The 12,209-nt window shown below is 62.3% G+C and carries 8 protein-coding genes and 1 pseudogene; 3 read left to right on the forward strand and 6 right to left on the reverse strand.

Annotated features, from left to right (window positions below; all coding sequences use genetic code 11):
- Positions 1-312: 312 nt before the first annotated feature.
- Together L3Q65_RS10435 and L3Q65_RS10440 are read left to right on the forward strand one after the other, a co-directional pair.
- Positions 313-836: pseudogene (locus L3Q65_RS10435) on the forward strand (acyl-CoA dehydrogenase family protein).
- A 470-nt stretch (positions 837-1,306) separates the two neighbouring features.
- On the forward strand, positions 1,307-2,767 hold the full coding sequence (locus L3Q65_RS10440) for a recombinase family protein (protein ID WP_370648210.1): 1,461 nt from the start codon (positions 1,307-1,309) through the stop codon (positions 2,765-2,767).
- Between the two features lie 215 nt (positions 2,768-2,982).
- Here L3Q65_RS10440 and L3Q65_RS10445 read toward each other — a convergent pair whose 3' ends face one another.
- The 3 genes from L3Q65_RS10445 to L3Q65_RS10450 all read right to left on the reverse strand — a co-directional run bounded on the left by L3Q65_RS10445 (position 2,983) and on the right by L3Q65_RS10450 (position 7,837).
- Positions 2,983-6,243, reverse strand: coding sequence for an NACHT domain-containing protein (locus L3Q65_RS10445; protein WP_237599510.1), 3,261 nt, complete (start codon positions 6,241-6,243; stop codon positions 2,983-2,985).
- Between the two features lie 588 nt (positions 6,244-6,831).
- Positions 6,832-7,554: a helix-turn-helix domain-containing protein gene (locus L3Q65_RS47585; RefSeq protein ID WP_370648182.1), complete on the reverse strand. Its 723-nt coding sequence runs from the start codon at positions 7,552-7,554 to the stop codon at positions 6,832-6,834.
- A gap of 22 nt (positions 7,555-7,576) precedes the next feature.
- The gene (locus L3Q65_RS10450; protein WP_237599511.1) at positions 7,577-7,837 is read right to left on the reverse strand and encodes a hypothetical protein; all 261 of its coding nucleotides are present in this window, start codon (positions 7,835-7,837) and stop codon (positions 7,577-7,579) included.
- Positions 7,838-8,226: 389 nt separating this feature from the next.
- On the opposite strand from L3Q65_RS10450, the gene L3Q65_RS10455 reads away from it, so the two are divergent.
- Entirely contained in the window at positions 8,227-9,654 is a 1,428-nt protein-coding gene (locus L3Q65_RS10455; RefSeq protein WP_237599512.1) for a helix-turn-helix transcriptional regulator, read from the forward strand.
- On the opposite strand, the gene L3Q65_RS10460 is transcribed toward L3Q65_RS10455, so the two are convergent.
- From L3Q65_RS10460 to L3Q65_RS10470, 3 genes are all read right to left on the reverse strand, one after another.
- Entirely contained in the window at positions 9,643-9,993 is a 351-nt protein-coding gene (locus L3Q65_RS10460) for a signal peptidase I (RefSeq protein WP_237599513.1), read from the reverse strand. The two genes, L3Q65_RS10455 and L3Q65_RS10460, sit on opposite strands and share 12 nt — an antisense overlap.
- Entirely contained in the window at positions 9,990-11,534 is a 1,545-nt protein-coding gene (locus L3Q65_RS10465; protein ID WP_237600877.1) for a transcriptional regulator, read from the reverse strand. Before L3Q65_RS10465 ends, L3Q65_RS10460 begins: the two co-directional genes overlap by 4 nt.
- Positions 11,535-11,672: 138 nt before the next feature.
- Complete coding sequence (locus tag L3Q65_RS10470) at positions 11,673-12,053, reverse strand: helix-turn-helix transcriptional regulator (RefSeq protein ID WP_237599514.1); 381 nt, start codon at positions 12,051-12,053, stop codon at positions 11,673-11,675.
- Between the last annotated feature and the right edge of the window lie 156 nt (positions 12,054-12,209).

Consider the following 12,209-nt stretch of genomic DNA (forward strand, 5'->3'; position numbering starts at 1 on the left):
TGCATCTGCCGGCGGGCGTGAGCCGTCCGCGATGAGGTTTCGGGACGCGCGGGCCGATGTACGTTTTCACAGTGGTGCCGGACCCTCAACTGCTCCCCAGGGGTGCCCAGTGGTGATCGTCGCGACCATGTGCCGAGTTCCGCCGTGGACGGCGCGCGTGCCCCTGCGTCGTTCAGGACGTGTCGGACGACCAGCACCATCACGAGCGTCGCCGGCGCACTCGAGGCCGACGTCTTCCTCGTTGCCGCCGGGGGAGCGCTGTACGAGGTCGCGGCTGCCGGTGCGACGGTGACGCCGGTCGGCTCCCTCGACATGACCCGCCAACTCGCCGACGTCCGCCTCGACGCTGCACCCGGCCGCCTCGTTCTCTCCGACTGCTCCCTCGCGATTCGCCGCGCACTCGAGTGCGGAGCGGGTTTGCTCGCCGCCGAACAGGTCGGCGTGGCCCTCTGGTGCTTGGAGACCACCGTCGAGTACCTCAAAATGCGCCGCCAGTTCGGCCGCGTCGTCGGCGGGTTCCAAGCCCTCAAACACCGGCTGGTCGACCTGTACACGAGCGTCGAATCCGCCGCCGCAGCAGCCCAGTACGCCGCGGCGCCCCTCGCAACGGGCGAGACCCGGACGTGCCGGTCGCGGTGGCCGTCGCACAGGCCCACTGCAGCGACGTCACCATGGTGGCCGCGGAGGAAGCCATCCAACTGCACGGCGGCATCGGGATGACCTGGGAGCATCCGGCACACCTCTACCTCAAACGCGCCAAGTCGGATCAGATCGCGCTCGGGACTTCAGGCGTCCACCGCTCCCGGCTCTCGGCGTTGATCGACCTTCCATCTTGATCAGCGGCGGCCACTTCGACGCGCGCGTCCCGCGCCGAGGACGGCTGCGAATGCTCCTGGACAACTGTTGTCGGGGGCGGTTTCTCATCGACGTCCCGGTAACGCTGGCGTCGATGCCGTGGCGGCTGGGTTCGAGGCCGCGCGGGTGTTCTTCGGCGGTGTGTTCGCGGTTGTGTTCCCGGACAACATGAAAGCGATGGTGGAGCAGGCCGACGCGACCGATCCGCGGTTGAACGATGCGGTCCGCGAGTACGCCCAGTCCCGCGGGCCGTGGCGCGGTGCGACCCGGCTGGTTGTTGGTCTGTTCGGGCGGCGCTCGTTTGTTTCTCGTCATCGGCCGGTCTTCGCGCGGTCCCGGTTCCGGGCCGGCGGAGGGAGTTGCGGTGAGCGGGTCAAGCGGTGCGGCTTTTGCGGGGGCGGTGGCTGCGCGGCGCGGCCGGTCGCGTGCGTGCGGTCGGGCTGTGAGTGGTGTGCGGTTCGCGTTTTATGGGCGGATGTCGACTGTCGAGTTTCAGGATCCGCGGACGTCGCGTGCGTGGCAGCGCGCGGTGGCGGATGAGCTGGTGGAGGGGGTCGGCGAGGTGGTGGTGGAGTTTTTCGATGCGGGCCGGTCGCGGCGGTGGTCGTGGGAGGAGCGTCCGGCGGCGTCGGATCTGCTGGCGGCCGCGGAGCGCGAGGATCGCGGGTTCGATGCTGTGGTGGTGGGGGAGTACGAGCGCGCGTTCTACGGTGACCAGTTCCGCGAGGTGGTCGCCCGGCTGGGTACGGTGGGCGTGCAGGTGTGGTTGCCGGAGGCCGGCGGCCCGGTGGAGCTGGACAGCCCGGTGCATCAGGCGTTGATGACGTTGCTGGGCGCGCAGGCGCAGCGCGAGGTGGTGCGGGCCCGGCACCGGGTCATGGCGGCGATGGCTGCGCAGGCGCGGTTGCAGGGGCGTTTTCTGGGCGGTCGTCCGCCGTACGGGTATCGGTTGGCCGATGGCGGGCCGCATCCGAACGCGATGCACGCGCGGTGGGGTCGGCGTGTGCATGTGCTGGAGCCGGATCCGGCGACGGCGCGGTGGGTGCGGTGGATGTTCGCCGAGCGCGCTAGGGGCCGGTCGATCGCGTCGCTGGCGCGGGAGCTGAACGAGCGCGGTGTCGCATGCCCGTCGTGCGTCGACCCGGCAAGGAACTCGCACCGGTCGGGTGCCCGGTGGATCGTCCGCACCGTGGCGATGATCCTGGAGAACCCGCGCTACACCGGCCGGCAGGTGTGGAACCGCCAGAGCACGAACGGGCACGGCACCGGTGGACGGCGTGGGGGTCGGGGCTCGGGTGCTGTGCGTCGGAACGACGCGGTGGAGTGGGAGGTGTCCGAGCGTCTGGCGCACGCTCCGCTGGTGGACGAGGCGACGTTCCTCGCCGTGCAGCGGACACGGGCCGGACGCCGCGCCAAGGACGGTGGCACGCGGGAGTACGCGTTGTCCGGGCTGGTCGTGTGCGGGGTGTGCGATCGCCGGATGGAGGCGCACTGGGTCCACGGCCGGCCGGGGTACCGGTGCCGTCACGGCTACAGCACCGCCGCGCCGCGCCCGGTCGACGGGCCGCGCAACGTCTACGTCCGCGAGGAACACCTGCTGCAGACCGCGGCAGGACTGATTCCGGCGGACGAAGCGGCTGACCGCAGCCCGCGCGCGATACAGGAGGCTCTTCGTGACCGGGGTCTGGAGATCTTCTGCGGTCGCGCGACGCGCGAACTCCGACCGGCCGCGGCGCGAGAAGTCGTCTGCCCCGGAGGGCCGCCGGGGCAGCTTGCGCTCGACGTGGACTGCGGCCCCCTCGCCGGCGCGCCATCGGCGCACCGGACGGAGCCCGCCGAGGAGCACGACCGTCCGTTCCCTGCAGCCGACGAGCGACCGGTATCACCGGGCCGCGACCGTCTACCGGCATAAATTTACCCCACGGATCTGAAAATCCGTGGGGTATGGGAGTGTCCGAGAGGCGAGTTGCTCGTTAACCACACGCTTACAGCTCCGAGGGTAATGCACCTCGTGAATCGATTAACCAGGTGCATTCCCTCGGGCTGCTCAAATCTTTCTAATCCTTAAACAGCCAGTATTCGGATGATATTCCGACTATTTGAATAGAGCAAATCTTTTCTCGGTTATCAATCAGCAGTCGCCTGAGCGTCGCCTTCGGTCGCATTGAGTTGAGCTTCGTATAGATTCCCAGCAGGCAGATCAAGTAGCTTCAAAAGTTTCTTTGCGTGTGCGATCTCCTGTCGAGTTGAATGAGAGCCTCTGCCGTACAGGCCGACGATCTCTTCGCCGATCTTTTCGGGACTATGCAGGCTTAAGTAGCAGCTCACCACTATTGCTGCGCCACGATGATCCCGATTTCGGAACGCGTTAGTTTGTTCGAAACTTTTATCAACTAGCAACCGGATCGCATCATGCTCACTGGATGGTATGGTCCAGCGGCCAATTAGAGGTGAAGATCGGATAGCCCATGCGGCGTAGGTCGACATTTGACTGCCAGGATTTCTCCTCCAAAGGTATAGCAACTTCATTTGTACGTCGTTGTTTAGTTGAGCATCATCCTCCAGGTAATGAATGGACCAGGCAAGCGACCATACAATTGCGAACTCAAGCGATTCGAACCCGTGATCTTCCGAAAGAAATTCTTGCGCATTCTTTCGTGCTAGGCGCTTGAGGTCGTCTTCATTGAGCTCCGGCAAATCGTCTCCTTCTCTGGATTGCCTGGAGATCCGGTTTGCATAAGCCGCAGTCATAAAGTTTAGAGCGCCGGATATGTGTTCGTCAAAGTTGTCCGAGTTAAGATTCGAAGCAATCAATGAGCAGTATTCGTCTGCTTCAAGATGACTGGCTTCAATGCTTAAGATATCCGATTTCGTGAAGACGTAACTCGGGTACTTGTTTCGATTCCCTCTAATTCCGTCCGCGACAGACTCGCGGAGTATTCCCTCGTAGCGTCCCCCAAGCAAACCTTTGGCGAGAGTCTGCGAAAACCCGAGGAAACCCCAATCCGTATTACCTCTTTCGATAATGAATTCAATTGCTTTTCTCGCTGCATTCGGCGCTATTGGAACTTCATCGGATAGGCATGCAACGATATTCCCAAGAAGAGAATTGTACTCTGAAGTTAGACGACTGCGCGTGCGGTCAACTGATTTTGATGGGGGATCCGTTATAAGTTTAAGTATTTTACTTTCAATCTTTGCGGCTAAATCCATCGCGTGCTCAAGGATGTCAACCGCCTTCCGTCCTGCCAAAACCGCAGATATTCCTACAACCTCACGCCATCGCGGATCTTTCAATTTTGCGCCCAGTAGCCGAGAAGGTTCCTTCGAGCGTACATTGGCAGGAATGTAGCCGTTAACGATTGCTAGTGCACAAAGATATTCCTGAAATGTCAGATGTTTGAATTCATAAACCCAGCGGAGTTGGCCACCATCGAATTTTTGGCCACTCTGCACAAGTAGACTACTTCTCTCTTCTACTGATTCAATGAACTCGTGAACTGAGGTCTTCGCGTATGCGAGCACTTCAGGGACCGCGCTGCGCGCCTCTGCGAAGAAGTCGGCCAACTCGGGAGACGTCACGCTAGCCTTGCCCTCCACCATCATCCGGTAGGCTGCAAATGCAAGCTGAGGAAGGGCTTCTTCTGGGTCAATTGGATCGTGACTTTCGACATTCCATGTCATAAGAAGGACTTCAATAGCTTTTTGGTACAGTACGGTGCGCCGTCGGGGAAGTTGCCCAACCCACCGTTTGACCAGCAGTAGTGTTGTGAGGAGCAAGGGGTTGACAGCTAGGCGTCTCACCCGGTCTGTAGATACAATTGAAGCCGCCAAGGCAAGGGCGTCCGACTCGACATCGGGACGGTCTCCGAGCACCTCCCTGTGCCAGAGCTTGCATAGCAAGCTGATGTTCTCATCCGAGAGTTCATCGACGCGATAAGTGTGACAGATCGAACCTACGGCTCCAGCTATAATGCGAAAACCTACTTCTCGGGATGTCACAACAAGCTTGACCTTGGGGTATCTGCCCACGAAAGTTCGTAATTGTGCCACGAACGCAGCACGGTCGGACTGTGACGGAATCTCGTCAAGTCCATCAATCAATAACACGACACGACCGGCGTGCAGCCGGTCGCGTATGTACAGAGAAAATTCTCGCGCGAACTCTTGCATCTCTGCGCGGATGACGACCTCGTCGAGTATCTCGCTTATAGGGCGCGTCGCGCTGGGGCCAATTTGGCGGCACCTAACCACGATCGGAAATGCGTTGTAAGGTAGAGCGATATCGGGTTCCGTGTCGGGGGGTTGCGGATCCAAGAATGCCATGCACAAGCGCTTCAGAATTGTAGTCTTTCCAGACCCTGGTGGGCCAAGAACCGCAATTCTGTCATAGCCGGAAATCGCATCTACTATTGAGATTCCACCTGCTGTTCGTCGGTTTCGTTTGGATTTTCCGTCGGCGATCTGATCGATTTCTTCTTCGAAGTCTGCCGAATTATCGACATCGCCTGAATCTTCAATCCGAGCAGGGCTCGGATCTGTAACCTCTTTCTGTTCTATATCAATCAAGCTGAGTGGAACATACAGATCCTCTAATGCAAATGTCTTCGAACCAACGTGCTGATCGGCCGGAAGGCCCTCTAGGGTGATCTTTCCATATTCCGTTGCCAAATATTCGTAGTACGAGCTTTTAAAGCGTTCTTCGAATTGCGGACTTCGTGCGCCATCGCGAAAAATAATTGGATGATCTACTGCTCCTCGCAAGGAGGGTTCTGCGATTCCGCTTACAACTTCTCCATCTGCGTGAACTAGGCACACTGCTGCAGTGGTGCCAGAATCGCCGAAATGGACTGACCACACCCATCCTATGGAGGTTCCTATTAATTCTAGGCGTTCAAGGAACTCGAGTTGAGGACTGTGCTGGTGAATGAATCTTCCGGAAACTTCCGCAGCGCGCGCCGGAGATACTACAACTTTTCCTTCGACAAGTATATTGGCTATGTCTTCACCATTGAGAGTTACAATTCGAGGCGGTGAAAAGGAACTTTCCTGCTCAAGGGCGGTCTCCGTAAACCCTGACAGGGACAGAAAGTAGCCAACAATGTCAGCCGTCTTGGCCACTCGACGCTCCACGTCGAGTACTCCGGCAAATTTATTTACATCGCTCCCACCGATAGGTGCCTCGTGTGCCTTGCATTCTGCAACTACTGTTCGGCTTTCGAACTTATGGGATGCAGAGATATCTAGCTCGCGCCCGCTCTTATGTACGTTCAAGCGAAACTTCTCGTAGCCTAGTGCCTCGAATACGTCGGTTGCGAGCCGGGTTAAGACGTCTCCTTTCGCGTTGCTTGTATTTGCGATGACTCGCGTGGTTATCGAAGTGGTCACTTGTCCCTCATTTTGGTAGCCTAGCTTTGTCGCGTATTCGATACCTGTCAACTGTCTTGGCTAGATTATGGCCTGTACCCTCTTTTCATTGAATCGCTACTCCTGGTAATGAACGATCACTCATCGATTGGTCGTTGACTGGCGTCGTTGTGTTACAGGTTGTCGGCGAGGTTCAGGTCAACTCGGTCCAACTGCCGCGGCAACCGGCGACGGAACGCTGCGCGCAGTTCAGGGCATCGAATCTACGTCGGATCGTCCCATGAGACGGTTGTGAGACGGACGGCTCGAATTGGAAGACCTCTATTTGGGGGTCGTGTCGAGCGCCCGCGTCGGCCGCGCTAGCGTGAGGAAGAATCTTCTTAACCTGGAGTTGCCGATCAAGCTTACTGGAACACGCGTCAGATGAGGAAGTCGGACATGGTTGACTAGTAAGTGGTGTTGCCATACACAAGGCCCGAGGCTGAGGAGTCGTCATGCCGACTGCACTGGGCGCTGGCAGCCCCGTGCTTGGCCGGACCGCGCCGGTCGAACACCCCGGACGCGCGAGCCGATGCTCAGGATTCGCGGACGCTAGGAGTGAATCGGCTGTCAGCAGGCGGTAGAGCTTCTTCCGTGGCTGGCCGCGATCTGCCTGACTAGCTCTACATCTACATCAAATGGACTGCCAGTCTCGCGCGTCTCCACCGTGAAGATGCCAAGACGTCTTTGTCCGCAGTAGACGACCGACTCTCCGGTAGCCATGGAGTATCGGTCGAACGCCGTCGTGAGACCAGCTTGCCAGGCGAGATCCGCAGGCACAACGTGAAGTGCGAGTGATCGTGACCTCGCGGCGATGCCAGCCCGGGATCGTAGGGTTGTATTTGGGCTCGCAGTCCCGTCGCGGAGAGCGTGATCGGATACGAATACCTCTAGTGGGGCAAGCTGCGTGCCCCGATACGGGCGTGAGATTTGTAGCAACTCCGGGATATCGAATGGATCCCAAGCTATGATTGACTGCGCGCCCACATCGTGCGCGGTCAGCGCCATGGTCCGAGTCGGAGACCCCGGTGTGCCGCGGACGACCCAGCACCCTTCTGCTGTGCCGTTGGCCATGCGGAGAATGTCGCGCCTTACCTCGCCGACGGCACCGATCGCGCCGAGGATGCCGGCCACGTCCGCGAGGCTTGGCGTGCGGCGTGCTTGTTCCCAGCTGGACAGCATCGCGGGCGCAACGCCGATTCGGCGTGCAAGTTCGCGGAGTCCGAAGTTGGCTTCGATGCGGGCATTTCGGAGGCTGGCTCCGAGGATGCGCGTTCGAGGAGTCGGGGGCATCGCGGTTCGGGCCGATCAGAGGCTACCGCGACAGCGCGGGATGGTTCGGCGGGATCGGGATGCCGTTGGCGCGGCGGTACTGGTAGTCGCAGTGGACGCACATGACGAGAACGCAGTTGGGGTCGCGGCTGTCGCGTGACTTGAAACCGGTCGGTGCGGTGAGGCCGCACAGCATGGTCACGTCTTCGCCGGGGTCTGGGACTGAGTCGAGCATGGCGCGGTGCCACACCCCGTCCACGACTGGGTGGACGTGATCAAGGTCGATGAAGATCAGCGCTTGCATGAGGATCCCCGTACCGGTGGTTGATGCGTCTCGGAGCTGTCACAGACTGCCGAGTGGCCGCGGAGTGGCGTGACGTGACGAAAGCGGCTTTGAGCTGGGCGAATCACGGTTGTGACGGCTGTGACGTGTCCCAGGCCCACGCTCGCTGGAGCGCCCGAGCCGCCTAGTTCGGGCCGGAGGCGGCTGCTGCGGCTGGTGTCACAGCGTTTCCGCGCCAACTGGCATCCAACCTCTCCTCGACAGCCTGCGGTCTGTTGAAATCATTCAGTGCGTACGGCTGGCGCGAGACCACGGCGCTCGTGTGGCAAGGCTGTGGCACTTGTGCGGATAACCTGCGTCTGCATTTGCTATCGTCCAACTTGGCTGGCTGGAAGGGGTGAGGTGCGGCGATGGCGGAGCGGCGAGAAGCGCTGATTTTGGCTCGCGAAGATGCTGGTCATACACAGGAGACCCTCGCCGCGGTTCTCGGCGTCGACCGGACAACCGTCGCGCGCTGGGAATCCGGTGGGCATCGTCCGTTGCCGCATCAGTGGCCGGAGCTGGGGAGGGTGCTCGGGCGACCGGTGGCGGACGTGCGGGCATTCTTCGGGCAAGGCTCGCCCGAAGCGGGAGGCTCTGCGCTTACGTCGGCGTTCGAGTGGTTGGACAAGTCGGCGGGCTGGGCTGCGGGGATAGCTCGGCGCGCTGTGCGGCCGACGCCGGGCGGTCAGCGTCGGATCGGTCGCCGGGCTGACGAGGCGGAGGTACTTCGACAGTTCTACGGCACTCCCGAGGGCGAACACTGCTACTTCGGTGCGGAGGTCGGGCGCGAACTGGTCACTACGAGTGTGGTGACCAGACCGGACTGGACCGATCTCCGATGTTCGCTGGATGCCCGGCGGGATGTGCTCGTGCTTGATGCGCGAGTTGCTGCAGAGCAGCGAGCTGGGACAACGGACGCCGCCTTAGCTCGGCTGGCAGAAGCAGCGACAGCGGACGTCCGGATCGCCGATCGGCCGCTGTACCGGCTGCTTGACGTCGACGTTTGCGCTGATCATGTCGGCGGGACAGTGGGCACTGCCTCGTTTGTCGAGTACGCGTTAGGTCCGGACCTGCTCGAACAGGAGTTAGCGGCTGGCGAGACCCAGATGCGGAGCGAGCTGCTGCCAGACCTCGCTCGTGTTCTCGACACGCGCAGTCGTCTTTGTGCTGGTGGGGTGCTGGCGCTGACCGCGATCGCGCGGCAGGCGGATCCCGCCCGCGGCGAAGCTGACTATCTCCTGCTCGTGCAGGAACGATCCGGCCATGTGGTCAACGGGTCGGGTCGGCTCGCCGTGATCCCGAAGGGGTTCCACGGTCCGCTGGCGGACCAGCGGGGCGACGCGCGAATCGGCGCAACGCTGCGGCGTGAGCTGGAGGAAGAGCTGTTCGGTCGTGACGACGTCGATACCACGACTGATGTGCAACGTGCGGCCGACCCGATGCACCCGACGCGGCTCTCGGAACCGATGCGGTGGTTGACGGCGGAGCCGGGCCGGATGCGGATGGAGTGCACGGGCTTCGGGTTTAACCTGGTCAGCGGCAACTACGAGTTCGCGGCGCTCGTCGTGATCGAGGACGAAGAGTTCTGGCCGCGGTTCGGCGGCGTGGTCGAGGCGAACTGGGAAGTCTCTGGCCTGCGGCAGTACTCGTCGCTCGACCGTGAACTGGTCGGCGAGCTGATCAGTGACGAGAAGTGGACGAACGAGGGCCTGTTCGCGTTCTTGCTCGGCCTGCGCCGGTTGTCGGAGATCGGCGGTGTGCGGGTGTCGTTGCCGCCGATCGGCCTATGCTGCTGACGGCCACCGGACGGTCAGCACGACAGAGTCGGCTAGCGCTTCCCAAGAGTGGTCGATTCCGGGACCCCACATGACGTAATCGCCTTGGCGTGACATGGTTTTCGTGCCGCCGGTGACGTCGATGCGGAACTCGCCGGAGATGAGCATGACAAGCGTGGTGCGCCGATCATCGGCCGTCCACTCGGGACGCTTGTCTCCTGCGGGATGGTTGGCCCACTTGACTTCCACGTCGTTCGTCGCCCGAACTCCGTGCGAGGGGTCGAGGAAGTGGCCGACCAGCCAGCCGCGGTTGCCTGCGGCGTCTTCGTTGGCGTTGCCGCTGGTCCAGCCCTCGGTCACTCGCTGATCTCCCACTCGATCGTTGGCAGGCGCACCCGGTCTCCGCCGATTTCCGCGAGGCGTCGGAGTCCTTGCGTCATGGCGAACAAACCTTCGTTGCTCCACGCTACATCAGTCAGCAGTTCGGTCAGAAGCTCGATGTCTGTGGTCGAATATTGGCGCAGCGTCGAGGATTCCCAGTTCGCGGCGACGACTCCGCCGTACTGGTTCCAGAACTCTTCGTCCTCGATGACGATGAGGCTGGCGAACTCGAAGTTGCCGCTCACCAAGTTCAGCCCGAACCCGGTCGTCTCCATGCGGAGGCGGCCGGGTTTTTGCATGAGCCAGCGCATTGGCTCCGACATGAGCGTCGGGTGCATCGGGTCCGCTGTCAGCGAGTCGGCGACGGTGTTGTCGATGTCGGGGCGGCCGAACAGCTCCTCTTCCATCTCGCGCCGGAGCGTTGCGCCGATCTGCGCGTCGCGGCGGACGTCGGTGAGGGGCTGGTGGAAGCCCTTCGGGATGACGGCCAGGCGGCGCGCGGCGTTCAGGACGTTGCCCGAGCGTTCTTGGACTAGCAGGACGTAGTCGGCTTCTCCGCGGAACGGGTCGGCGGGGCGGGCGATGGCGGTGAGGGCTAGTGCGCCGCCGGCGCAGAGCCGGGTTCCGACGTCGAGGACGGACGCCAGGTTGGGGAGGTAGCGGTCTCGCAAAGGGAGCTTGAGCGGTCCGCCGGCGATGATGGCGTCGACCAGTTCGCCCTCCAGCAGGTCCAGCGTCAGGGCGTAGTGGACGAAGTGCGTGGTGCCAAACGAACCGGCGAGCTGGTGTTCCGCGATGTCGAGGGCGAGCGCGCGGTAAAGAGGGCTGTTCACGAGGCGGGTGTTCATGGCCAGCGACTCGGCGAGCCGGTGAACTGCCGCGGTTGCGGCGCGCTCGTCGAGGCCCAGGTCTGCCTTGGGCTGCGCGGTGGCGACCCTGAATCGGTCTGACGCGGGGCGTAGCTCGCAGTCCAGATCCAGCCAGTTCGCACAGGTCAGGACGCTGGTGTTCACGAGTTCGGTGCCGACGCGCGCGGTGTACAGGCCGTGGTCGCCGGTTCGGCTGCCGTAGTAGGCGGCAAGCGCGTCAGCGGTGTCGCGTTGGGTGACCCAGCTGCGGCGGGTGCTGCGATCGCGCAGGGCTTGGGTGTCCAGCTGCGCGGCTTTGGCGGCGACTGCGCGGCGCGCGGTTCCGGGAGACCAGTGTGCGTGCTGGTCGATCCATTCGAGCGCGGACGCGATGTTCGGGTCGTCGTCCAGGCGGGGATCTCCGGGTGTCTCGGCCGGTGCGGTGCCGGTCAGTTCGGCGAAGCGCGCGCGCTCGGCGTCACCGACTTGCTCGTACGCGCGGTCGAGCACCTGTTGCATCTCCGACCGCGGGCGCAGGTCCGGCTTCTGGTGCCAGGACGCGACCGTGCGGACGCCGATGCCTAGGTGCGAGGCGAAACCCTCGTTGCTCATTCGGAGAGCGGCTTGCAGCGCTGATGCGGTGCGGCCTGTCCATTCGTCGGCCGGATTCATCGGCGCGCGCATTCCGAATTCGAAGCTGCATTAGTCGTGCACTGCTTATGCACTGCTGGTGCATGGGAACGGTCGCCGTTTCGGCCTTGAATTCGGGGTATGGAAATCATCTGGTTCATCAGCCCGGAGCGCAAGCCGTCAGCGCTTCTTCTGCACGTGGTCGACGACGGTTGCCAGGCTGGTCTGGACGTCGTCCAGCCGGTTGAAGATCTCGTCCAGGCGCTGTTCGAGCGCGTCGAGGCGGGTCGAGAGTTCGCCACCGTCGTCGGCTGGCTCGTCGGGGTGCGGCGGCGTGCGGTTCTGCAGCACGGCCTGCAGATGTTGCGGGTGCCAGCCGAGCGTGGTCGAGAGTGCTTCGAGCGTGCGCGCGCTCCGTCGGCGCTCGACCGTGTGGTGCTGCAGCTCGCGCACGATCGCCTGCGACACGTGCGACCGCTCGGCCAGCTCGCGCTGTCGCCAACCGAGTTCGTGCACGCGCATGTCGATCGCCTTCGCGACCGCCGCCCAATCCTCCGACACCTATTCCTCCGCGCTCCGCCTCAGCGCCGAGATTAGCGCGTCATTGCGCTTTTCTCGCGCCGCGTAGCGGGTGTGCCGCGGCGCGTCGGATATCTATGCCCTTCGGGCAGCTGAAATCAACAACATAGTCTTGAAATCATCAGATTGGCCTTTTCT

Origin of the sequence: Amycolatopsis sp. FU40 (genome assembly GCF_021903635.1) — a bacterium.
In the GTDB taxonomy this organism is placed as follows: Bacteria; Actinomycetota; Actinomycetes; order Mycobacteriales; family Pseudonocardiaceae; genus Amycolatopsis; species Amycolatopsis dendrobii.